The 22,725-nt window shown below is 65.5% G+C and carries 21 protein-coding genes; 14 read left to right on the forward strand and 7 right to left on the reverse strand.

Annotated elements, in window-relative coordinates; translation table 11 throughout:
• The first annotated feature begins 87 nt into the window (after nucleotides 1-87).
• Both JI664_RS06045 and JI664_RS06050 read left to right on the forward strand, forming a co-directional pair.
• Nucleotides 88-807 carry an endonuclease/exonuclease/phosphatase family protein gene (locus JI664_RS06045; protein WP_207012820.1) on the forward strand — a complete coding sequence of 240 codons (720 nt, stop codon included), beginning with the start codon at nucleotides 88-90 and terminating at the stop codon, nucleotides 805-807.
• On the forward strand, nucleotides 804-2,327 hold the full coding sequence (locus tag JI664_RS06050; protein WP_207012821.1) for a phospholipase D-like domain-containing protein: 1,524 nt from the start codon (nucleotides 804-806) through the stop codon (nucleotides 2,325-2,327). Before JI664_RS06045 ends, JI664_RS06050 begins: the two co-directional genes overlap by 4 nt.
• On the opposite strand, the gene aat is transcribed toward JI664_RS06050, so the two are convergent.
• The 3 genes from aat to accB form a co-directional block, all read right to left on the reverse strand.
• On the reverse strand, nucleotides 2,322-2,954 hold the full coding sequence (gene aat, locus JI664_RS06055; protein ID WP_207012822.1) for a leucyl/phenylalanyl-tRNA--protein transferase: 633 nt from the start codon (nucleotides 2,952-2,954) through the stop codon (nucleotides 2,322-2,324). The genes JI664_RS06050 and aat overlap by 6 nt on opposite strands.
• Before the next feature lie 114 nt (nucleotides 2,955-3,068).
• Entirely contained in the window at nucleotides 3,069-4,415 is a 1,347-nt protein-coding gene (gene accC, locus JI664_RS06060; protein ID WP_207012823.1) for an acetyl-CoA carboxylase biotin carboxylase subunit, read from the reverse strand.
• Between the two features lie 10 nt (nucleotides 4,416-4,425).
• Nucleotides 4,426-4,926 (reverse strand): acetyl-CoA carboxylase biotin carboxyl carrier protein, encoded by a 501-nt coding sequence (accB, locus tag JI664_RS06065; RefSeq protein WP_207012824.1) that lies wholly within the window; start codon nucleotides 4,924-4,926, stop codon nucleotides 4,426-4,428.
• Between the two features lie 295 nt (nucleotides 4,927-5,221).
• Here accB and JI664_RS06070 point away from each other — a divergent pair, with 295 nt between their 5' ends.
• The 9 genes from JI664_RS06070 (at nucleotide 5,222) to clpX (ending at nucleotide 15,778) form a co-directional block, all read left to right on the forward strand.
• The gene (locus JI664_RS06070; RefSeq protein ID WP_207012825.1) at nucleotides 5,222-6,544 is read left to right on the forward strand and encodes a helix-turn-helix domain-containing protein; all 1,323 of its coding nucleotides are present in this window, start codon (nucleotides 5,222-5,224) and stop codon (nucleotides 6,542-6,544) included.
• Nucleotides 6,545-6,701: 157 nt separating this feature from the next.
• Nucleotides 6,702-7,169: a response regulator transcription factor gene (locus JI664_RS06075; RefSeq protein WP_207012826.1), complete on the forward strand. Its 468-nt coding sequence runs from the start codon at nucleotides 6,702-6,704 to the stop codon at nucleotides 7,167-7,169.
• A 7-nt stretch (nucleotides 7,170-7,176) separates the two neighbouring features.
• Nucleotides 7,177-7,482, forward strand: coding sequence for a DUF6611 family protein (locus JI664_RS06080; RefSeq protein ID WP_207012827.1), 306 nt, complete (start codon nucleotides 7,177-7,179; stop codon nucleotides 7,480-7,482).
• Complete coding sequence (locus tag JI664_RS06085) at nucleotides 7,479-10,220, forward strand: ATP-binding protein (protein ID WP_207012828.1); 2,742 nt, start codon at nucleotides 7,479-7,481, stop codon at nucleotides 10,218-10,220. The genes JI664_RS06080 and JI664_RS06085 overlap by 4 nt, the downstream gene beginning before the upstream one ends.
• Nucleotides 10,221-10,311: 91 nt before the next feature.
• Complete coding sequence (locus JI664_RS06090; RefSeq protein ID WP_207012854.1) at nucleotides 10,312-12,288, forward strand: heme lyase CcmF/NrfE family subunit; 1,977 nt, start codon at nucleotides 10,312-10,314, stop codon at nucleotides 12,286-12,288.
• Between the two features lie 5 nt (nucleotides 12,289-12,293).
• The gene (locus tag JI664_RS06095) at nucleotides 12,294-12,740 is read left to right on the forward strand and encodes a cytochrome c-type biogenesis protein (RefSeq protein ID WP_207012829.1); all 447 of its coding nucleotides are present in this window, start codon (nucleotides 12,294-12,296) and stop codon (nucleotides 12,738-12,740) included.
• Between the two features lie 71 nt (nucleotides 12,741-12,811).
• The gene (locus JI664_RS06100; protein ID WP_207012830.1) at nucleotides 12,812-13,588 is read left to right on the forward strand and encodes an enoyl-CoA hydratase-related protein; all 777 of its coding nucleotides are present in this window, start codon (nucleotides 12,812-12,814) and stop codon (nucleotides 13,586-13,588) included.
• Nucleotides 13,589-13,739: 151 nt separating this feature from the next.
• Entirely contained in the window at nucleotides 13,740-14,366 is a 627-nt protein-coding gene (locus JI664_RS06105) for an ATP-dependent Clp protease proteolytic subunit (protein WP_207012831.1), read from the forward strand.
• A 128-nt stretch (nucleotides 14,367-14,494) separates the two neighbouring features.
• The gene (gene clpX, locus JI664_RS06110; RefSeq protein WP_207012832.1) at nucleotides 14,495-15,778 is read left to right on the forward strand and encodes an ATP-dependent Clp protease ATP-binding subunit ClpX; all 1,284 of its coding nucleotides are present in this window, start codon (nucleotides 14,495-14,497) and stop codon (nucleotides 15,776-15,778) included.
• 124 nt (nucleotides 15,779-15,902) lie between these two features.
• Here the strand turns inward: clpX and JI664_RS06115 are convergent, their stop codons facing one another.
• The 4 genes from JI664_RS06115 to JI664_RS06130 are packed head-to-tail and all read right to left on the reverse strand — an operon-like array spanning nucleotide 15,903 to nucleotide 20,134.
• Nucleotides 15,903-17,456, reverse strand: coding sequence for a 5-guanidino-2-oxopentanoate decarboxylase (locus tag JI664_RS06115; protein WP_207012833.1), 1,554 nt, complete (start codon nucleotides 17,454-17,456; stop codon nucleotides 15,903-15,905).
• Nucleotides 17,453-18,631 carry a pyridoxal phosphate-dependent aminotransferase gene (locus JI664_RS06120; RefSeq protein WP_207012834.1) on the reverse strand — a complete coding sequence of 393 codons (1,179 nt, stop codon included), beginning with the start codon at nucleotides 18,629-18,631 and terminating at the stop codon, nucleotides 17,453-17,455. The genes JI664_RS06115 and JI664_RS06120 overlap by 4 nt, the downstream gene beginning before the upstream one ends.
• A gap of 1 nt (nucleotide 18,632) precedes the next feature.
• On the reverse strand, nucleotides 18,633-19,259 hold the full coding sequence (locus tag JI664_RS06125) for a TetR/AcrR family transcriptional regulator (RefSeq protein WP_207012835.1): 627 nt from the start codon (nucleotides 19,257-19,259) through the stop codon (nucleotides 18,633-18,635).
• Nucleotides 19,256-20,134, reverse strand: coding sequence for a dimethylarginine dimethylaminohydrolase family protein (locus tag JI664_RS06130; protein ID WP_207012836.1), 879 nt, complete (start codon nucleotides 20,132-20,134; stop codon nucleotides 19,256-19,258). The genes JI664_RS06125 and JI664_RS06130 overlap by 4 nt, the downstream gene beginning before the upstream one ends.
• A 112-nt stretch (nucleotides 20,135-20,246) precedes the next feature.
• Between JI664_RS06130 and JI664_RS06135 the strand changes: the two genes are divergently transcribed.
• From JI664_RS06135 to JI664_RS06145, 3 genes are read left to right on the forward strand one after another with little or no spacing between them, the layout of a single operon-like run.
• Nucleotides 20,247-21,017: a transporter substrate-binding domain-containing protein gene (locus JI664_RS06135; RefSeq protein ID WP_207012837.1), complete on the forward strand. Its 771-nt coding sequence runs from the start codon at nucleotides 20,247-20,249 to the stop codon at nucleotides 21,015-21,017.
• 3 nt (nucleotides 21,018-21,020) lie between these two features.
• Nucleotides 21,021-21,770 carry an ABC transporter permease gene (locus tag JI664_RS06140; RefSeq protein ID WP_286173876.1) on the forward strand — a complete coding sequence of 250 codons (750 nt, stop codon included), beginning with the start codon at nucleotides 21,021-21,023 and terminating at the stop codon, nucleotides 21,768-21,770.
• Between the two features lie 10 nt (nucleotides 21,771-21,780).
• Nucleotides 21,781-22,554 (forward strand): ABC transporter permease, encoded by a 774-nt coding sequence (locus tag JI664_RS06145; protein ID WP_207012838.1) that lies wholly within the window; start codon nucleotides 21,781-21,783, stop codon nucleotides 22,552-22,554.
• Nucleotides 22,555-22,725: the final 171 nt, after the last annotated feature.

Consider the following 22,725-nt stretch of genomic DNA (forward strand, 5'->3'; position numbering starts at 1 on the left):
CCGCATCGCCAGGGCGCCCCATATGAAAGGGGTCGCCGCATCGTGTCGACCCGTCACCCTTTTCCAACTGGCTCTTGATCCTGCTCCATGCCGCATTCGCCCGAACTGATCGTCGGATCCTACAATATCCATAAGGCGGTCGGCACCGACCGCCGTAAAGATCCGCACCGCACGATCAGTGTCATCCGCGAACTGGATGCGGATCTGGTCGCGCTGCAAGAGGTCGATCGCCGCTTTGGCGACCGGCGTGGGATTCTGGATCTCGACGAGCTGCACGATGTCACGGGCCTGACCCCGGTGACGCTGAGCACCCGCAAGAGCGAGGCTGCGCATGGCTGGCACGGCAATCTGCTGCTGTTTCGCAACGCCACCTTGCGCGAGGCGCGGGTGATCGACCTGCCGGGCTTCGAGCCGCGTGGCGCGATTGTCGCCGATCTGGATTTCGACGATCTCAGCCTGCGCGTTATTGCCACCCATCTGGGCTTGCTCAAGGCCTCGCGCCTGCAGCAATCCCACCGCTTGGTGGACGAGATCGACCCCGACCATCCGACGCTGATGATGGGCGACATGAACGAATGGCGGCGCGGCTTGACCTGTTCGCTGATGCCGCTCAGATCCGGGTTGGACGCCGTCCACCGCACCCATTTCGCGCCGAGCTTTCCCGCCCGACGCCCCGTTCTGCCGCTTGACCGCATCATCGGCTGCACGCGGGCCGAGGTGGTCGACATGGCGCCGCATATATCACCGCTTGCGCGGCTGGCGTCGGACCATCTTCCGATCCGCGCTCGAATAAGGATCTCGGCATGACCGACTGGATCGGATGGGCTGCGGCTGGCGTGGCCCTGCTGATGGTGCCGGTTGCCATCGGGCTGTGGATGATGGGCCGCTTCGCCAAGAACGCGCGCGGCACGCCCGGCCACATGATCCCGTGGGGCGACGAGACGGCCTATGACAAGCTCATGGAGGCGATGGAGGACGCGCATCCCGGCCTGTCGGGCATCCGCCTCGTCCCCAACGAGCACGAGGCGCTAGCGATCCGCGTCGCGCTGGCGCGCGGGGCCGAGCGCAGCCTCGATCTGATGTATTACATCTGGGAGGACGATCTTTGCGGGCGGCTGATGGCCTCCGAGGTGCTCGCCGCCGCTGATCGGGGCGTGCGGGTCCGTATTCTCATCGACGATGTGAACATGATCGGTCGTGTGCCAGCCTATCGCTCGATGGACCGCCACCCGAATATTCAGGTGCGGCTCTTCAACCCGATCCGCAACCGGGACTGGAGCGTGCTGCGCGGAATCGAATTGCTGATGAATCTGGTTCCCTATAACCGGCGCATGCACAACAAGATGTTCATCGCGGATTACCGCATCGGCGTGACCGGCGGCCGCAATGTGGGCGATTCCTATTTCGGGGCGCCCAAACCGGGCGGCATGTGCTTTGACGATCTCGACGCGCTGGTCGCGGGCCCGGTCCTGCGCGCTATGGGCGAGCTCTACGACGATTTCTGGAACTCGAATGTCGCGCTGCCCTTGCGGACCATCCGCTTCGGAAAGACGACCCGTCTGAAGCGCTTCCGCACCTTCATCGACCGCTTTCTGGCCCAGCCGGGCAACAAGAAGCGCCTCGCCGACATGAGCGTGCCGGTGCTTGAAGGGAAGACCGAAACCCTCAAGCTGGATCTGCTGCGCTGGGTCGACAGCCTCGATTTCCTCGGCGACCCGCCCGAAAAGGCGCTGCGCGGGCGGCGCGAGGGCTGGATGCCCGGCTCGCTGATCCCGATCATCGATTCGGCGACGAAAGAGCTGCGGATCATGACGCCCTATCTGGTGCCCGGCAAACGCGGCCTCGCGCGGCTGGTGGCGCTGGCCGAAAAGGGCGTCGATATCGAGATCATCACCAACGGGCTGGGGCGCTCGGACAGCGTTCTGGTTTACGGCGCGTATCGCTGGTACCGGCCCCGGCTGCTCGAAGCCGGGATCAAGCTGGTCGAGGCGGCGCGTCCCGACAATCCAGATACGATGCTGCACGCCAAGACCTTCGTGGTCGATGGCAAGATCGCTTTTGTCGGATCGTTCAATTTCGACATGCGCTCGGCCTATATGAATACCGAGCTGGGCCTCGTCTTCAAGGATCCGGGTCTGATCGAGGAGTTAACGAAACTCTTCGATGCCGCCGGCGCCCCGCAGCGCGGCTGGCGGGTCAGCCGCGACGGGCGGCTCATGCGCTGGACGCGGGGGGCGGAAACCACCCGCGCCGAGCCGGGCACCAATTGGTGGAAGCGCGCGCTGACCTTCTGCATAGGCCACATGCCGATCCACGGCCTCCTATGACCAGAAGGCCCCGTCCGGCGCATCAGGGTTAACCGGGGCAAAGGCACGGGCGTGATCCGCGCCCGCCTCAAGCGCGGCCTGCAGCGCGGCGCGGTAGCGATGGCGCGGCATCTCGGTTCCGCCTAGGCTCTGCAAATGTGGCGTCAGGTATTGCGTATCGACCAGCCGGAACCCGCCGCGCCTGAGCCGCGCCACCAGCTCCGCAAGCGCCAGTTTCGACCCGTCGGTTACCCGCGACACCATGCTCTCGGCAAAAAAAGCGCCGCCAAGCGCCAGCCCGTAGACCCCGCCCGCCAGCGATCCGTCGGCGGCGCGCAGTTCGATGGAATGCGCGATGCCGCGCGCATGCAGTGCCCGGAAGGCCGAGGCGATCTCATGGTTGATCCAGGTGATCGGACGATCGGCGCAGGCCGCCAGCACGCCGTCGAAATCCGTATCGCACGAAAAGCGAAACCCGCCCCGCCTGCGCGACCGTCGAAGGCTGCGCGAGACGTGGAAATCCTCAAGCGGCAGAACACCCCTGACACGCGGCTCGAACCAGTGGATTTCGGGGTCGTCGGCGGTCTCGGCCATCGGAAAGACGCCGCCTGCATAGGCTCTGACGATCAGTTCAGGCGTCAGCCGCATCCGGCCCCTTCACTTTGTCAAAAATACTCACGGGGGTTTCCGAAGGGGGAGCGTGCTCCCCCTTCGGGCAGGGGGTGCGGGGGGCGGCAGCCCCCCGCGTGACCCGGTTTCCGCTCAGCCCAGCTCGGCTGCCAGGAATTTCTCAAGCCAGTGGATATCGTAATTCCCGCGCAGCACGTCCTCGTTTTCGAGCAGCGCGAAGAACAGCGGGACCGTAGTGTCGATCCCGTCGATGATCAGCTCACCCAGCGCGCGTTTCAGCCGCGCCAGCGCCTCGGGCCGGTCGCGTCCATAGACGATAAGCTTGCCGATCAGGCTGTCGTAATAGGGCGGGATGCGGTAGCCGCCGTAAAGCGCCGAATCCATCCGTACGCCCAGACCGCCGGGGGCGTGAAACGTGTTCACAAGACCCGGGCAGGGCGAGAAATTCGGCAGTTTCTCGGCGTTGATGCGCACTTCGATCGCATGGCCCAGCACCTGCAGGTCTTCCTGACGGAACGACAGCGGGTTGCCCGCCGCGACCATGATCTGCTCGCGCACCAGATCGACACCGAAGATCGCTTCGGTCACCGGGTGTTCGACCTGCAGGCGGGTGTTCATTTCGATGAAATAGAACTCGCCATCCTCGTAGAGGAACTCGATGGTGCCCGCGCCCGAATATTGCATCTTGCCGATCGCATTGGCGCAGATCATGCCGATCTCGGCACGCTGTTCGGCGGTGATCGACGGGCCGGGCGCCTCTTCCAGCACCTTCTGGTGGCGCCGCTGCAGGGAGCAGTCGCGCTCACCCAGATGGACCGCGCCGCCCTTGCCGTCGCCGAAAACCTGAATCTCGATATGGCGCGGCTTTTGCAGGTATTTCTCGATATAGACCTCGTCGTTGCCGAAGGCCGCCTTGGCCTCGGACCGCGCGGTGCGGAAGGCAACTTCCAGCTCCGCTTCGGATTTTGCTACCTTCATCCCGCGCCCGCCGCCCCCCGCCGTGGCCTTGATGATGACAGGATAGCCCATCCCGCCCGCCACGGTTTTCGCGGTCTCGATATCCGCAACGCCGCCTTCAGAGCCGGGCACAACCGGGATACCCAGTGCCTTGGCGGTTTCCTTGGCAGTGATCTTGTCGCCCATCTGGCGGATATGCTCGGCGCGGGGGCCGATGAAGGTCAGGTCGTGATCCTCGACCATCTGCACGAACGAGGCGTTTTCCGACAGGAAGCCGTACCCCGGATGGATCGCTTGCGCGCCCGAGATTTCACAGGCCGAGATGATCGCGGCCATGTGCAGGTAGCTGTCGACCGAGGGCGCGGGGCCGATGCAGATCGCCTCGTCGGCCATGCGGACATGCATCGCGTCGCTGTCGGCGGTGGAATGCACCGCGACGGACTTGATGCCCATTTCACGGCAGGCACGGATCACCCGAAGCGCGATCTCGCCGCGGTTGGCGATGAGGATTTTCTCGAACATGGGAAGCCCCTTATTCGATGATCATCAGCGGTGCACCATACTCGACCGGCGTGCCGTCGGTGACCAGGATGCGCTTGACGATGCCCGAGGCGGGGGCGGGGATGTGGTTCATGGTCTTCATCGCCTCGATGATCAGCAGCGTCTCGCCCGCGCTGACCTGTTGGCCCACCGTGACAAAAGCGTCGGCCCCCGGTTCGGGCGCCAGATAGGCGGTGCCCACCATCGGCGAGGCGACGGCACCGGGATGATCGGCGGGATCGCTGCTTTTCGAGGGCGCGGCCGAAGCGGCGGGCGCCGGAGAAGCCGCCGGGGTGGCGGGCGCCTGCGGTGCGGGCGCGTAGACCGGGGCAGAGGCCGCAGCCATCGCCGAAATCTTCGAGACCTTGACGTTGAGCGTATCGTTCTCGCCGTATTCGCGTTTGACCGAGATCTCGCTCAACTCGTTATCGTTGAGCAGTTCAGCAAGGGCCTTGATGAAGGCCACGTCGTCGGTGGAGTGATCTTTGCTCATGGACATCCTCTTTGGGGGCATTCTTTTGACGCCCCAGATGCTTTTCATTCATGCGTTCGGCGCTAACGCGATTTGCCGCGGCGTTATACGTTACGCTCCGCCCACTGAAAAGCGCGTTTCTCGGCAGCGATGCGTGTTCCTGCCGCCCGACGGGGCCGAACCGCGCTTTCGTCGGGCCCTCTGAGACCGTTTGCCGGGCGCGCGTGGCCCGGTCTGCGGGCTTGACGGGCAGGGGCGCAGAGTATCAGACAAGGGTATCCAGACACCCAGTCAACGGCAAGGGATACGCAGTCGGATGCCAAAATCCGCCCTGTCCGGTACACGGATCCGCGCTTTGCGCACCGCGCGGCGGATCGGACAGGCCGATCTCGCCCGGCTGGTCGGTGTCTCGCCCTCGTATCTCAACCTGATCGAACATAACCGCCGCCGCGCCTCGTCTCGGGTGATCGAGGCCATCGCGCAGGCGTTGCAGATCCCCGCCGAGACGCTGCAAGAGGGTGTGGGCGACGAACAGCTCACCGCCTTGCGCGCAGCGGCGGCGCGCGCGCAGCCCGGCGCGGCGCCCGAGCTGGACCGGGCCGAGGAATTCGCGGGCCGCTTTCCCGGCTGGGCCGCGCTGCTGGCGCAGCTTGCTGCGCATTCCGAGATGCAGGAGCGCATCATCGAGCGTCTGTCTGACCGGATGGCGCATGACCCGAACCTGTCGGCCTCGCTGCACGAAATCGTCTCGGCGGTGACGGCGGTACAATCCACGGCGGCGATTCTGGCGGAATCAGAGGATCTGGAACCCGAATGGCGCGCGCGGTTCCATCGCAACGTGCATGCCGATTCGGTGCGTCTGGCCAATGCCGCCGAAACGCTGGTCGCCTTTCTCGACACGTCGAGCGAAGAGGCCGGGCTCGCCGCGCCGCAAGAAGAGCTGGAAAGCTGGCTCGACCGGCAGGGCTATCACGTCGCGGCGCTGGAAGAGGGGGCCGAGGTCGATATCACCGCCCTCACGCAAGGACAGGCCGAGCTTGCCTCGGTCGCGTCGCGCCGGCTGGCCGAGGATTGGCTGATCCGCGCGCGCGACGATGCCGCCGCCGTCCCGCTGGGGGCGCTCATGCCGGTGCTGTCAAAGGTCTTTTCATCAGGTAAGCCCTTTTCCCCCGATGCATTGGCGCGTCAGTTCGACGTCGATCTCGCGCGGCTGTTCCGGCGTCTGGCGACGTTGCCGTCGCAGCAGACGATTCCTCGATTCGGGCTGGTGGTCTGCGACGGATCCGGGACGATCACCTTCCGCCGCCCGGTCGATGGGTTCCAGCTTCCGCGCTTCGGCGGGGCCTGTCCGCTCTGGCCGCTTTACGAGGCGCTGTTGCAGCAGGGCCGCCCGGTCCGCGCCTATGTCGAGTTCTCGGGCCGCTTGCCCGCGCGCTTCGTGGCGCATGCCATTGCCGATGCCCGGGGACCGCTGAGCTTCGAGACGCCAAGCGCCTGGGAATCCTCGATGCTTCTGACCCCGGCAGGCGCCGTGCCCGATGCCGAGGGCCTGCCCACGCGGTTGGTCGGCTCGAATTGCCGGGTCTGCCCCCGCGCCGCTTGCGAGGCGCGGCGCGAACCCTCGATCGTCTCGGTCTGAGGGGGCGCGGGGCCGCTTGTGGCTTGGGACGCCCTGATCACGAACGCGCGCATCCAGCCTTTGACACATGGGTCTTTAGACGTAATAGTCGGGTCCTGGATTGGTCGTCAGGGGAGGAGTACGGCCATCCGTGTGCGGAACCGGGGAGGATCGTCGCATGGGCCACGACGGCCCCGACCAAGTGTCGGGTGATGATTCACCGTTCCGTGCACCGGGGCAGGCCGGCCCGCGTTCGGGCGACGACGCCAAACGCGGAGCCGGTCGCCGCGTGCTTGTCGTCGAAGACGAGCCCAACATTTCCGAAGCGATCCGTTTCATTCTCAATCGCGATGGCTGGCAGGTCGAGATGATCGGCACAGGCGAAGGCGCGCTCGACCGGATCGCCGCGCGCGAACCGGATCTGGTGATTCTGGATGTCATGCTGCCCGATCTCAGCGGCTACGACGTGCTGCGAACTCTGCGCGTGCGGCCTTGCACCGCGAATTTGCCGGTGATCGTGCTGACGGCGCGGGGCACTGCGGCGGCGCGCGAGACCGCGCGCGATGCCGGGGCGTCGGTCTTCATGGCCAAGCCTTTCGTCAATTCCGAACTGGTCGATGTTGTGCGGCAGCTCGCCAAGCTATGATCGCCCCATGAAATCGCCCCGCCCTCCGCTTTTTCTCGAGCGCAGCACCTATCGTCGCCGTCGCCTGATGGATGCCGCGCGGATCCTGCCGGTGGTGGGCTTCGTACTGATTCTGCTGCCGGTCCTGTGGACGCGGGGCTCGGATGTCGGCACGGCGGGCGAGGCGGTGTACCTGTTCGGTCTGTGGGCCGTGCTGATCGTGGCGGCGGCGCTTCTGTCGGGGCCGTTGCGCAGCGCGCTGCGGCGTGACGTGCAGGGCGACGCGCCCGACGCCGGGACCGAGACCAAGGCGCCGGAGCCGCGCGGTTCATGACCCTCAATATCCTGATCCCCGCCGCGCTGGGATATGTCGTTTTCCTCTTCTTCATCGCTTCGCTGGCCGAACGCCGGGCCGAGGCCCTGCGCGCCGCCGGACGGGCACCGCGTTTCCTGCGCTCGCCTCTGGTCTACACGCTGTCCTTGTCGGTCTATTGCACGGCCTGGACCTTTTACGGCGCGGTCGGCTACGCGGCGCGGTCGGGGCTGGAATACGTGACGATCTATCTGGGTCCGACGCTGGTCTTCGTGGGTTGGTGGTGGCTGTTGCGCAAGCTGGTGCGGATCGGCAAGGCGCAGCGCGTAACCTCGATCGCCGACCTCATTTCCTCGCGCTACGGCAAATCGAACGCGGTGGGGGTGATCGTGACGTTGCTCGCGGTGGTGGCGACCACGCCTTATATCGCGCTGCAGCTTCAATCCATTTCGCTGAGCTTCGGCGCCTTTGCCGCCGATCAGCCGCTCGCGCCGTCGCAACTGGCGCTCTGGGTGGCGGCGGGGCTGGCGCTGTTCACCATTCTCTTCGGAACCCGCAACCTCGATGCCAACGAACAGCACCACGGCGTCGTGACGGCCATCGCCTTCGAGGCGGTGGTCAAGCTCGTCGCGCTGATCGCGGTGGGGGCATGGGTGGTCTGGGGGCTGGCCGACGGTCCCGCCGACATCATGGCGCGGATCTCGGAGGTCGAGCGACCGGAATGGCAGATCCAACCGGGCCGCTGGATGGGGCTCACCTTTCTGGCGGGCGTCGCCGTGGTCACGCTGCCGCGCATGTTTCAGGTGCTGGTGGTCGAGAATGCCGACCAGACCCACCTTGCCATCGCGTCCTGGGCCTTTCCGCTTTACCTGCTGGCGATCAGCCTGTTCGTTCTGCCCATCGCCGCGGCCGGGCTGACCTTTCTGCCCGAGGGCATGAATCCCGACCTGTTCGTCCTCAGCCTGCCGCACTCGCTGGGCCAGCCCGGGCTGGCGATGCTCGCCTTTCTGGGCGGGCTGTCGGCGGCGACGTCGATGGTGATCATTGCCGCCATCGCTCTGGCGACGATGATGTCGAACCATATTGTCGTGCCGCTCTGGCTGGCCTCGCGCCGCCGGGCGGCGGGGCGCGGGGCGATCCCGTCGCGCGATGCCAGCGACATGCGTGGCCTCGTGCTGAACGCGCGGCGGCTTTCGATCGGCGTGATCCTCGGGCTGGGCTATGTGTATTTCGCGGTTTCGGGCGGATCGCGAGCGCTGGCGGCGATCGGTCTGATTTCCTTTGCAGGCATGGCACAGGTGCTGCCTGCGCTGGTGGGCGCGCTGTATTGGCGCGGGGCCAGCCGGATCGGCGCGGCGGTCGGGACCTGCGTGGGAACGCTGGCCTGGCTCTATACGCTGTTTCTTCCGTCCTTCGGTCCGGATGTCATCCTTAGCGCGCAATTGATGGCCGAGGGGCCGTTCGGGCTGGCATGGCTGCGCCCGCACGCGCTGTTCGGGGTCGAGGGGCTGGATCCGTTGCTGCATGCGCTGTTCTGGTCGCTGTTGATGAACGCCGCCGCGTTCCTTGCCGGATCGCTGGTCAGCTTTCCCAGCCCGGTCGAGCGCGTGCAATCGGCGCAATTCGTCAATGTCTACGAGCTGGGCGCCTCGGACGAGAGCACCGTCACCCGTGGATGGTCCCACGATGCCGCCGAGAACGAGGCCGAGGATCTTCTGGCCATGTCGCAGCGCATTCTGGGGGCCGATGTCGCGCTGGCCTTCTTCGCCGCTGCTGCGCGCGGGCAGGGCAAGGCCGGTTTCCTGCCCGATCCGACGCCCGATTTCCTGAACCGACTCGAACGCGAACTGGCGGGGTCGGTGGGCGCGGCCACGGCGCATGCGATGATCGCGCAGATCGTGGGCGGGCGGCTGGTGACGGTCGACGACCTGATGGCCGTGGCCAGCGAGACCGCGCAGATCATGGAGCATTCCGCGCAGCTTGAGGCCAAGTCCGAAGAGTTGGCCCGCACCGCGCGCCAACTCAGCGAGGCCAACGAGATGCTGCAGCGGCTGTCGGTGCAAAAAGACAGCTTCCTCAGCCAGATCAGCCACGAATTGCGCACACCGATGACCTCGATCCGGGCGTTTTCCGAGATCCTGATGGATGACGAGGTCACGCAGGACGAAACCCTGCGCTACGCGAAGATCATCCATGACGAATCGATTCGCCTGACGCGCCTGCTGGACGATCTTCTGGATCTCAGCGTGCTTGAGAACGGTCAGGTCAATCTGGATATCGAAGACGACAACCTGCACGCACTGATCGACCGCGCGTTGATGGCGTCGAACTCGGTTCAGCCGCAGCGCGATTTCATCATCCGGCGGCAGGTCTCTGACGAGGATATCGCGCTGCGCACCGATATCGGCCGCCTGACGCAGGTTTTCATCAACATCCTGTCCAACGCGCGGAAATACTGCGATTCGGACCAGCCCGAACTTCGCATTACCGTGCGCAAACGGGCCGGGCAGGTGGCGGTCGACTTCATCGACAATGGTTCGGGGATTCCCAAACAAAGCCAGGTGCTGATCTTCGAGAAATTCGCCCGCCTCACCGACATGCACAAGGCGGGCGGCGCCGGGCTGGGTCTGGCGATCTGCCGCGAGATCATGCTCAATCTGGGCGGCGACATCGCCTATGTGCCGGGGCAGGGCGGTGCGGCTTTCCGCGTGTCTTTCCCGCTGGTTCTGAAGCCCCGGGCATCGCGCGCGGCGCGTTAGGCGTTCACGTCCGCGCGACCGCGCCGCAAGGTCGCAGGCTGAACGCCGCTCGGTGCTTTGCGAAGCGGGCCGCAACGGCTATAGCTGGAGCATGATCGTCGAACTCGGACACTACGCCCTCATCCTCGCCTTTGCCCTGTCGCTCTTGCAGACGGTCGTCCCGCTTGTCGGGGCGCAAAAAGGCTGGGCCGACTGGATGGCCGCCGGTAACCCCCTTGCGACCGCGCAATTCGTGCTGATCGCGCTCAGCTTCGCGGCGCTGACCTATGCCTTCGTCACTTCCGATTTCTCGGTGGTGCTGGTCGTGGACAATTCCCACACGCTGAAACCCTTGCTCTACAAGATCAGCGGTGTGTGGGGGAACCACGAGGGCTCGCTGCTCTTGTGGGTGCTTATCCTGGCGCTGTTCGGGGCTTGCGCGGCGTGGTTCGGGGGCAACCTGCCCGCGACGCTTCAGGCGCGCGTTCTGGCGGTGCAGGGATCGATCGGCGCGGCCTTCATGGCCTTCATGATCTTTACCTCGAACCCGTTCCTGCGCGCGGCCTTCCCGCCTTTCGACGGGGCCGACCTGAACCCGCTGCTGCAAGACCCCGGCCTCGCCTTCCACCCGCCGTTTCTGTATCTCGGCTATGTCGGGCTGAGCATGGCGTTCAGCTTTGCCGTGGCCGCGCTGATCGAAGGCAAGGTCGATGCCGCCTGGGGCCGCTGGGTGCGGCCGTGGACACTGGCTGCGTGGATCTTCCTGACCATCGGCATCGCGCTGGGGTCGTGGTGGGCCTATTACGAGCTGGGCTGGGGTGGTTTCTGGTTCTGGGACCCGGTCGAGAATGCCTCGTTCATGCCGTGGCTCTTTGCGACCGCGCTGCTGCATTCGGCCATCGTGGTCGAAAAGCGCGAGACGCTGAAAGCCTGGACCATCCTGCTGGCGATCCTTGGTTTCGGCTTCTCGCTGATGGGCACGTTCATCGTGCGCTCGGGGCTGATCACCTCGGTCCATGCCTTTGCCTCGGACCCCGAGCGGGGCGTGTTCATCCTGATGATCTTCGCGGTCTTCGTCGGCGGTGCGCTCACGCTGTTCGCGCTGCGTAGCGCCGCGCTCGAAGCCAAGGGCGTTTTCGCTCTGGTCAGCCGCGAATCCGCGCTGGTGCTCAACAACGTGCTTCTGGCGGTTGCTTCGTTTGTGGTCTTCGTGGGCACGATGTGGCCGCTGGTCTCGGAAATGCTGTTTGACCGGGTGCTGTCTGTTGGCGCGCCGTTCTTCAACGCGGCCTTCACGCCCTTCATGATCGCATTGGCCATCGTCCTGCCGGTCGGCGCTGTTCTGCCGTGGAAGCGCGGCAAGCTGGGCCGCGCCGCGCGCAGCATGACCGGCGCCGCCGTTCTGGCCGTGGCGCTGGGGGGGCTGGTCTTTGCGATGCAGACGGGCGGCAGCGCGCTGGCACCGATTGGCGTGGCGCTGAGCGTCTGGCTGATCGTGGGCGCAGCGCTCGACCTCTATGGCCGGTCGGGCCGCAAGGGCTTTGGCGACCGGATGCGCCGGATGGTCAGCCTGCCGCGCGCGGAATGGGGCAAGGCCTTTGCCCATGCCGGGCTGGGCGTGACCATCTTCGCGGTGTCCGCCGTTCTGGGCTGGGCGACCGAGGATATCCGCGTCGCCCGTATCGGCGAAAGCTTCGAGCATGGCGGCTACACCATGACCCTGTCCGATGTGACGCGCGAGCAGGGGCCGAACTATATCACGACGATGGGCACGATCGAGGTCCGCGACGGAGAGCGGTTCGTCGCCACCCTGCATCCCGAAAAGCGCGTCTATCCCGCCGCCGGGATGCCCACGACCGAGGCCGCGATCGATTATTCGCTGACCCGTGACCTGTATGTGGCGCTTGGCGACCCGCAGGAAGGCGGCGGCTGGGCGCTCAGAACCTATGTCAAACCCTTCGCGACATGGCTGTGGCTGGGGGCGGCGCTGATGGCGTTCGGCGGGCTGATCTCGCTCAGCGACCGGCGCTACCGGGTGGCTGCGGGGGCGCGCAAGGCGCCCGCGGCTGTCGCAACCCCGGCGGAGTGAGAGCGATGCGCAAGCTGTTCCTGACCCTGGCTTTGATGCTGCTGGCGCTACCCGCGCTGGCGGTGCAGCCCGACGAGGTGCTTGCCGATCCGGCGCTCGAAGCGCGCGCGCGCGAAATCACCGCCGAGCTGCGCTGCGTGGTCTGCCGCAACGAATCGGTCGACGATTCCAATGCCGATATCGCCCGCGACATCCGGCTGATGGTGCGCGAGCGGCTGGTGGCGGGCGACAGCAACGAAGAGGCGATCCAGTTCATGGTCGACCGCTTCGGCGAATTCGTTCTGCTCAATCCCCGCGCCACCGGCACCAACCTGATCCTGTGGATCACCGGGCCGGTGCTGCTGGTTCTGGGGCTGGGGATCGCCGTGCTCGCGATCCGCCGGCGCAAGCCCGGCACCGAGACCCTGAACGAGGCCGAGGAAGCCCGCCTGCGCCAGCTTCTCGAGGAGTGACGCAAGGTCGCGCCTTTTCGCACCGGCCCGCGCGCGGGTAACGTGCGGTCAAACCAAGGGGAGGCGCCGCCGTGATCTACAAGACTTTGACCGTGTCCGAAGATGGCGGGATCGGTGTCATCACCATGAACCGCCCGACACTGATGAACGCGCTCAACACCCAGATGCGTGCCGAGATCACCGCCGCCGTGCGCGACCTCGGAGCGCGGATGCGGGTGCTGGTGCTGACCGGCGAAGGCCGGGCGTTTTGTTCGGGGCAGGATCTGGGCGACGGGGTTTCCATCGATGAGCTCGATCTGGGCCGCGTCCTGCGCGAGGAATACGAGCCCATGCTGCGCGCGATCCACGATTGCCCGGTGCCGGTGATTGCCGCCGTCAACGGGGCCGCGGCGGGCGCGGGCGCTAATCTGGCGCTGGCGGCGGATGTGGTGATCGCGACGCAATCGGCGGTGTTTCTTCAGGCCTTTACCCGTATTGGCCTTATTCCTGATGCGGGCGGCACCTATTGGCTCCCGCGCCTTGTAGGATATGCGCGTGCGATGGGGCAGGCGCTGTTCGCCGACAAGGTCTCGGCTGACGAGGCGCAGGCGATGGGGCTGATCTGGGCGTCGATCCCCGATGCCGAGTTCGAGGCCGAGTGGAAAGCCCGCGCCGCGCAGCTCGCCAAGGGGCCGACGCTGGCTTACGGCGCCGTCAAGCGGGCGCTGCAGGCCAGCATGACCAACGATCTGGAAGCGCAGCTCGACACCGAGGCGCGGCTGCAGGGCGAGGTCGGCGCGACGCGCGATTTCCGCGAAGGCGTGATGGCCTTCCTTGAAAAACGTCCGGCGAAATTCGAAGGCCGTTGACCCCGCGTGCAAAAGGGCCGGGCCCCGTCACGAAGGCTCGCTCTTAACATTGCTCCGGGGGGTCCTCTTGCGGGGGGTGGATCGGAAGGCTAAGTCTTGGGCAAGAATTCTTGTCTACCGTGACTGATACGTCCCCAGCGAGGCCCGAGCGATGCGTGATCCGATTGAAACCTACATGAACCTCGTTCCGATGGTGGTTGAACAGACCAGCCGGGGCGAGCGTGCCTACGACATCTTCTCGCGCCTGCTGAAAGAGCGCGTGATCTTCGTGACCGGCCCCGTCCATGACGGCATGGCCTCGCTGATCGTGGCGCAGCTTCTGCACCTTGAAGCCGAGAACCCGTCGAAAGAAATCTCGATGTACATCAACTCGCCGGGTGGCGTGGTGACCTCGGGTCTGTCGATCTACGACACGATGCAATACATCAAGCCGAAGGTCTCGACGCTGGTCGTGGGGCAGGCGGCCTCGATGGGCTCGCTGCTGCTGACTGCGGGCGAAAAAGGCATGCGCTTCTCGCTGCCCAACAGCTCGGTCATGGTTCACCAGCCGTCGGGCGGCTATCAGGGTCAGGCGACCGACATCCTGATCCATGCCCGCAATACCGAGCGGCTGAAGCGCCGTCTCAACGAGATCTATGTCCGGCATACCGGCAATACCTACAAGAAAGTGGAAGACGCCCTTGAGCGCGACAACTTCATGACCCCCGAAGAAGCCAAGGCCTGGGGTCTGATCGACGAAATCCTCGAGTCGCGCGAAACGCCGGCCGAGGCGTCGTGATCCAAGGGTCGTGATGATCGGCTGCGGGCGGGACGGCACTTTGGCATTGTCCCCGCCCGCCCACTGGCCTAGTTTTGACGTAAAGGCCCGTCAGAAGGCCGCAACCGATGACGAGCACGAGGTGTCGAATGGCTCATTCCTCCGGTAATGACAGCAAGAATACGCTGTATTGTTCCTTTTGCGGCAAGAGCCAGCACGAGGTCCGAAAACTGATCGCCGGTCCGACCGTTTTCATCTGCGATGAATGCGTCGAATTGTGCATGGATATCATTCGCGAGGAAACCAAGGGCACCGGCTTCAAGGCGACCGATGGTGTGCCAACCCCGGCGGATATCTGCACCGTGCTGGACGATTACGTGATCGGGCAGGAACGCGCAAAGCGCGTGCTCTCGGTCGCGGTTCACAACCACTACAAACGTCTTGGCTATTCGGGCAAGGCTGGCAAGGCCGGCGAAATCGAATTGTCGAAGTCCAACATCCTGCTGATCGGCCCGACCGGCTGCGGCAAGACGCTGCTGGCGCAGACGCTGGCGCGCATTCTGGATGTGCCCTTCACCATGGCCGACGCGACCACGCTGACCGAAGCCGGTTACGTGGGCGAGGATGTCGAGAACATCATCCTGAAGCTGCTTCAGGCGTCGGAATACAATGTCGAGCGTGCTCAGCGCGGCATCGTCTATATCGACGAAGTCGACAAGATCACCCGCAAGTCGGACAATCCCTCGATCACCCGCGACGTGTCGGGCGAGGGGGTGCAGCAGGCCCTGCTGAAGCTGATGGAAGGCACGGTCGCCAGCGTCCCGCCGCAAGGGGGCCGCAAGCATCCGCAGCAGGAATTCCTGCAGGTGGACACGACCAACATCCTGTTCATCTGCGGCGGCGCTTTCGCCGGTCTCGACCGGATCATCGCGCAACGCAATAAGGGTACGGCGATCGGCTTTGGTGCGGATGTGAAAGACGAATCCAAGCGCACCGTGGGCGAGGCCCTGATGCAGCTTGAGCCCGAAGATCTGCTGAAGTTCGGCCTAATCCCGGAATTCGTCGGCCGTCTGCCGGTGGTCGCCACGCTGACCGATCTGGATGAGGACGCGCTTGTCACCATCCTGAGCGAGCCGAAGAACGCGCTGGTGAAGCAGTATCAGCGCCTGTTCGAGATCGAAGGCGCGGATCTGACCTTTACCGACGACGCGCTCAAGGCCATCGCCAAGCGCGCGATCGCCCGCAAGACCGGCGCGCGCGGCCTGCGTTCGATCATGGAGGACATCCTCCTCGACACGATGTTCGAACTGCCCGGCATGGAGAACGTCGAAGAGGTCGTCGTGAACGAAGAGGCCGTGACCTCGGGCGCGCGTCCGCTTCTGATCTTCACCGAGAACAAGCCGTCGCAGAACGCCTCGTCCTCGGCCGGCTGATCCGTCCGCCGATACCGGAACAAAAACGCCTCGCGGAGCTTCCGCGAGGCGTTTTTCTTTGGTTTCTGGGCGAGAATGAAAGCCTGACATTTTAACGTCAGGCAATTCTGTTTCCGGCTAAGCCTTAGAATTCACTGACAGGTTTGCGCTTCACTTCAACCAGTCGCGGACCTTTTCCACTGGCCACGATCAGCGGCAGGTCGCTTTCGGTCGCGCGGCTATAGGGCAGGCCCATCGCCTCGGCCAGGGCGCGCATATCTGGGGCGGAGGGCGTGCAGCCGACCACTTCCGCGCCGGCCTCTTTCATCGCCATCGCGATCTCGCCATAGCCTTCGTTGTTGAACACGACGAAGGTGATATCGAGATCTTCGTCATGCGCGGTGCGAAGCTCGCCGGGATGGAACATCAGCCCGCCATCGCCTGTCAGGCAGACGACGCGCGCCGTCGGATCGGCCAGCGCGGCGCCCACGGCGGCGCCGATCCCATAGCCCAACGCGCCGTACCCGGTGGCGGCGTTGAACCAGCCGTTCGGGCGGTCATGGCTGTAGAACAGGTTGCCCGCATAGGCGATCTGCGTGGAATCGCCCACGAAGATCGCGTTCGGCACGGCGTCGCGCAGTGCGGAGAGCAGGCGGACCTCGTCCTGATAATCCGCAGGCAGGGCCGCAAAGGCCGCTTTCCGCGCCGCCGCTGCCCGGGCAGGGCCATCCAGCGCGGGGGCCAGCGGGTGCAGCTTGGGCAGGATCTCTTTCGCGTCGGCCTGCAGCGTCAGCGCCGAGAAATGCCGCGCCAGCTGTGCGCCGTCGATATCGATGCGGATCATCCCCGACAAGGCTGGCAGCTGGCCATTCACGAACATGTCGTAATCGGTCGGGCCCAGTTCAGAGCCCACGACAAGCAGCTGGTCGGACTCGCGGATCAGGTCGCGTACCGGATCAAGGCTGGGCGAAGCGGGAACCGCGAGCGGATGGTTATGCATCAGACCGCGCGCATTGGTCGTCAGCACCACGGGCGCGCCCATCGCCTCGGCCAGTGCGGTCAGTTCGGGGCCCGCATCGCGACACCCGCCGCCGGCCAGAATCAGCGGCTTGCGCGACAGGCGCAGCCGGGCCTTGGCCTTGGCGGGATCGGGCTGCGGCGCGCCGGGCTTGGCCAGCGCCACGGCGGGCGGCGAGGGGACATTCATCAGATCGAGCGGGATCTCGACATGAACAGGCCCGCGTCGACCGGTGGTCAGCGCGCGGCCCGCATGGGCCAGCATGCCGGGCAGGGCATGCGGGTCTTCCAGATGCAATGCAGGGCCGACGATGCGGGTGATGGCGCGCTGATCGGGCAATTCGTGCAGATGGCCCAGACCCTTGCCCAGCGTATCGCGGCGATTGACGCCTGAGATGACCAGCAACGGCACGGAATCCGCCCGCGCCTGTGCCATCGGCGTCAGCGCGTTGGTGACGCCGGGACCAGTGATAACCAGCGCCACGCCGAAATGACCCGAAACGCGGGCATAGCCGTCGGCCATAAAACCGGCGCTGGCTTCGTGGCGGGGGGTGACGTGGCGGATGCCCGCGCCGGGAAGGGCGCGGTACAATTCGATCGTGTGGACGCCCGGGATCCCGAAGATCACCTCGACGCCTTCGGTTTTCAGCCAGTCAACAAGGGTTTGTGCGACAGTCTTCATGCTGCCTTCTGCATTGCATAAGCAGCAATGCGGGCGCAAGCCTCCTCGGTATCTGCATCGGACGCATTCAGCGCCACGCGCAGCCAACCTTCGAGCGCCGCGCCGAAAGAGGCGCCCGGCATCATCGCCACGTCGGTCTCGGCCAGAACATCCATCGCGAAGGCCTGCGAATCGTTCGACAGGGCGCGAATATCGATCAGCGCGAACATGCCGGCTTCGGGGCAATGCACCTTCAGACCCGCCACGCCGTCGAGCCGCTCTTTCAGAATGCGCGCGCGGCGGGCCATGCGCGCGGCCATGCCCTGCGCCAGAACCGGCTCGGCGGTCAGTGCCAGAGCGGTCATGTCGGCGATGAAGGGTTGCGAGCCGAAGAGCATCGTCTCCGACAGCGGCAGAGCGCGCGTGGTGAACTCGGCCGGACCGCAGGCCCAGCCCGAGCGGAAGCCCGGCGCGGCGTGGCTTTTGGAAATCGACGAGGTGACGATTGTGCGGTGCTCGAAAGCCGGATCGGCGAGCGCCGAGGTGAACGGGCGCCCGTCATGCGTCAGATCGCCGTAGACCTCGTCCGAGACGATCCAAAGATCGTGCTCCTCGGCCAAGGCCCCCAGCGCCGAGAGATCCTCGGGCGACAGGATCGCGCCGGTCGGGTTGTGCGGCGTGTTGAGAAAGATCACCCGGCTTTTCGGCGTGATGTGTTTCGCGACATCGGCCGCTTGCAGCCGGAACCCGTGTTCTGGGTCCAGCGCGACCGGAACCGGCACCGCGCCCGAGGCGCGGATCAGCCCTTCATAGGTTGCGTACATCGGGTCGCCCACCAGCACTTCGCAACCCGCTTCGCACAGGCTGCGGAACACCAGATAAAGCGAGGTCTGCGTCCCCGGAAGGCACAAGAACCGGTCATGACCAAAGCTGCGGCCCAGTCGCGCGCTGTAGCGCGCCGACAGCGCATCGAGCAGCGCGGATTCGCCGCGCCCGTTGGAATATCCGGTGCGTCCGGCCCGCATCGCGGCGCAGGCGCTGTCGATCAGCTCTTCGGGCGTGTCGACATCGGGCTCGCCGATGGTCAGGTTGATGACGCGGGCCCCGGCCTTGATCCGCGCCGAGGCGGCGTTGCTGAGAACCCATTTGTCCGAGCCAAGGCCGGCAAGCTGTTGAGTGACCGCGGCGTATTTCATGTCAAACCTCTGGCAGATCGAGTGAGAGAAGCCGCGAGAAAGCCTTGATCGCGATGGATCTCAGCTCGCCCGAGGCAAACTGGTCGGGCAGGGCGCCGGCTTCGACCCACAACCCGTCGAGAAGCGCGTTGCAGGCGATGGCAAGGCTTCTGGTGTCTTCGGTATCGCGTCCGGCACTGCGCAACGCATCGGACAGCATCGTCTCAAGCCGGTCGCGAAACCCGAGATAGGTGGACAGATGCACCGCACGCATCGCGGCGTCGCGGGGCACCAGCTGCATCGATGCGGCCCACAGGGCGACCGCGCGCGTATCGGTCACCGGGGGCGACACCGCGTTGCCGATGAACGCGGCCAGCCGGGCCAGCGGGTCGTCGGGCAGATCGTCGACGTTGCCCATGCTGGCCTCGGTCAGGCCGGTCATCAGCGTTTCATGCGCGGCGGCGACCAGCTCTTCCTTGGTGGCGAAATAGTGTCGGATCAGGCCCGGCGTGACGCCCGCGCGCGTGGCGATGGCGCGCACGGTGGCGGCCTGCGGGCCGCCCTCGGCGATCAGGTCCAGCGTCGCCTCGATCAGCGCGCTGCGTCGTGTTTCTTCGCCGACGCGCTGAAAGGGGCGACGGGTCGTCATGCGAGTTCGGCGCGCAGTACGGGCCGCGTCAGGCAGGTGGGGCCGCCTTCGCAGGCGATGCACAGCGCGTCGCCTTCGAAGACCTGCACCCGGCAGCCAGCGCCTTCCATCAGCGCGCGGGTTTTCGGGAAGCCATCGACCATCACAACGTCCTGCGGCTTGAGCATCAGCACGTTCAGGTTCAGCCCGCCCGAGGCCAGAAATTCGTCTTCCGGCGCGTGCAGCAGGGTCCAGCCGCGCGCGGTCAGATCGGCCCACATCGCGTAGGGCAAGAGCGGCGCATGGATCAGTCCCATTTTCGGCGCCAGCGGCGAGATCAGCGACATCAGGTGCAGGCAGGCCTCGGGGCCGGTCCAATAGGGCAGGTCATAGGCCACGACCGTATAGCCATGCGGTTCCAGAATCGCCCGCACCGCGTCGATCCCCGCCTGATTCGACCGCGCGCCGCGACCGATGGCCAGCGTGGTTTCGTCGATCCAGACGCAATCGCCCGATTCGACGCTCTGATCGCCCTGCAAACGGCCCAGAACCGGCACGCCAAGCGCCTCGTAGGCGGCGACATGCAGGTCCGGCTCGCCCCGGCGCAGCGGCTTGCCCATATTCAGCACAACCGCGCCTTTCGCGGTGACGAAGGACGGGTCCTGTACGAAAACCGCATCTGACATCGCGTCATCCTGTGACGGAATCCAGTGGATTTTCGCCCCGGAAGCGGCGACGATACCCGCAAGTTCGGCGTGCTGTGCCTCGGCGCGCCGGGGATCAAAGCCCGGACCGTAATGCCATTCAGCCGGATCGGCGGCGGCCATGGCAGGGCCAGGCGCCCGCATCATCACGCGGGCGAGGGGTTTCGAGCGATCTTCGGCACCAAAGGGCATGTTCTCACCGGGTAGCTAATTATACGCTTGCATAATTACGAAGGCTTTGGCCTTCTACAAGAACAAACTCACCACGGGCGCGACGAACAGCGCCGTATCGACAGGAGTCACGATGAAAACCTTCTTCCTCGCCACCACCGCCGCTGCCGCGCTGATCGCGTCGACCGCCGGCGCGCAGGAAACCGTCCGCGTGGGCATCGCCGCCGAGCCCTATCCGCCCTTCACCTCGCCCGACGCCGCCGGCAACTGGGTCGGCTGGGAAATCGAAATCATCAACGCGGTCTGCGACGCGGCCGAGATGACCTGCGAAATCACCCCGACAGCTTGGGATGGCATCATCCCCGCGCTGCTTTCGGGCCGGATCGACGCTATCATGGCGTCTATGTCGATCACCGCAGACCGCCTGCAGACGATCGATTTCTCGGATCCCTACTACAACACGCCCACCGTCATCGTCGCCCAGAACGGCGTCGAGATGGAGCCAACGCCCGAAGGTCTCGCCGGTATGATCCTCGGCGTGCAGGTCTCGACCATCCACCAGACCTATGCCCAGCAGTATTTCGAGGGCGAGACCGAACTGCGCACCTACCAGACGCAGGACGAAGCCAATCAGGACCTCGCCTCGGGACGTATCGACGCCGTGCAGGCCGACAGCCTGGCGATGGAAGATTTCCTGAACTCGGATGCGGGCGCCTGCTGTCACCTTGTCGGCGCCGTCGCGCATGACGAGGCGATCCTCGGCTCGGGCGTCGGCGTGGGCCTGCGCAAGGGCGAAGACGAACTGCGCGACCAGTTCAACGCCGGTATCGCCGCGATCCTCGAAGACGGAACCTATGACGAGATCACGTCGCGGTATTTCCAGACCTCGATCTACGGCAACTGATCCTTGCTTGACTGGTTGTACTCTGTGTGGCCGGGGCTTGAAGCCTCGGTCACGCTGCTGTCTCTCGAACCGCCGGGCTGGGGCGCCAACCTGCTGCGCGGCGCGCTCAATTCGCTGATCATCGCTTTGGGGGCTTTCGGGCTCGGGGGCGCGATCGGTATTTTCGGCGCGCTCGGCAAACTGGGCGGCGGACCGGTGACGCGCGATCTGCTGGCGGTCTACACCACGATCGTGCGCGCCGTGCCGGAACTCATCCTGATCCTGATCCTGTATTACGCGGGCACCGACCTGCTGAACCAGTTCCTGCGCCTTCTGGGCCAGCGCCCGATCGAGATTTCGGGCCTTGCCGCCGGGATTGGCGTGCTGGGGGTGGTGCAGGGCGCTTATGCGACCGAGGTTCTGCGCGGCGCCATCCAGTCCGTCCCGAGGGGGCAGCTTGAAGCCGCGCGCGCCTACGGCATGACCCGCGCGCAGACATTCCGGCGCGTGACCTTCCCGGCGATGCTGCCGCTGGCGCTGCCGGGGCTGTCGAACCTGTGGCTCATCGCCACCAAGGATACGGCGCTTCTGGCCATCGTCGGTTTCTCGGAACTGACGCTGGAAACCCGGCAGGCGGCGGGCGCCACGCGGGCCTATTTCACTTTCTTCCTTGCGGCGGGGGCGATCTATCTGCTGATGACGCTGGTGTCGGGGCGGATCTTCAACCGGATCGAAGCGCATTACCGGCGCGGTCAGGCGGGGGCCCGGGCATGAGGGACGCAGCATGAGAGAATGGCTCAAACCCCACCGGATCGGGCTCTTGGCCGTCGCGCTGGCGCTGGCCGTCTGGGCGGGCGTGTCGATGCGCTGGGACTGGATCCCGCGCTACGCAGAGCTGGGGATGGACGGGCTCTGGCGCACGTTATGGCTGCTGGGTGTGTCGATCCTGATCGGGTCGGCCATGGCGGTGCCGCTGGGGCTCGCGCAGGCATCGGGGCCGGCATGGCTGGCCGCGCCCGCGCGCTGGTTCTGCACGGTGATCCGCGGCACGCCGCTGCTACTGCAGATCTGGCTGATCTATTACGGGCTGGGCTCGCTCTTCCCGCAATATCCGTGGATCCGCCAATCCGAACTCTGGCCCTATCTGCGGCAGGGCTGGCCCTTCGCGCTGCTGGCCCTGTCCTTCAGCTTCGCGGGGTATGAGGGCGAGGTCATGCGCGGGGCGTTCAAATCCGTGCCGCATGGCCAGCTTGAAGCGGCGCGCGCCTATGGCTTCTCGCGCTTCGCGGTGTTCTGGCGGATCCAGTTGCCGCAAGCCATCGCGCGCGCCTTGCCGACCCTCGGGGGCGAGACGGTGCTGCAGCTGAAAGCCACGCCTCTGGTGGCGACGATCACCGTCATCGACATCTACGCGGTCGCCAGCCGCGTGCGGCAGGACACGTTCATCATCTACGAACCCCTCCTGCTGCTGGCGGTGATCTACATGGTCATCGCGGGGCTGATTGCGCTGGGATTCCGGCTGCTTGAAAACCGTTTCACACGGGGGCTCGGCGTCTGAGCCGCGTTAGCCCGGCGCCTGGGCACAACGGAGAAACCCAGCGGGGGCTGTCTGCCCCCTCTGGACACCCCCGAGGATATTTCGAGAACAAAGATGCAGGGTTAACCGAAGCTTAATGCCCATCTTTAATCCGAAAATATCCTCGGGGGGTGAATTTGGCGAAGCCAAAGA

Origin of the sequence: Rhodobacter sp. NTK016B (assembly GCF_017303295.1) — a bacterium.
Classification (GTDB): Bacteria; Pseudomonadota; Alphaproteobacteria; order Rhodobacterales; family Rhodobacteraceae; genus Pararhodobacter.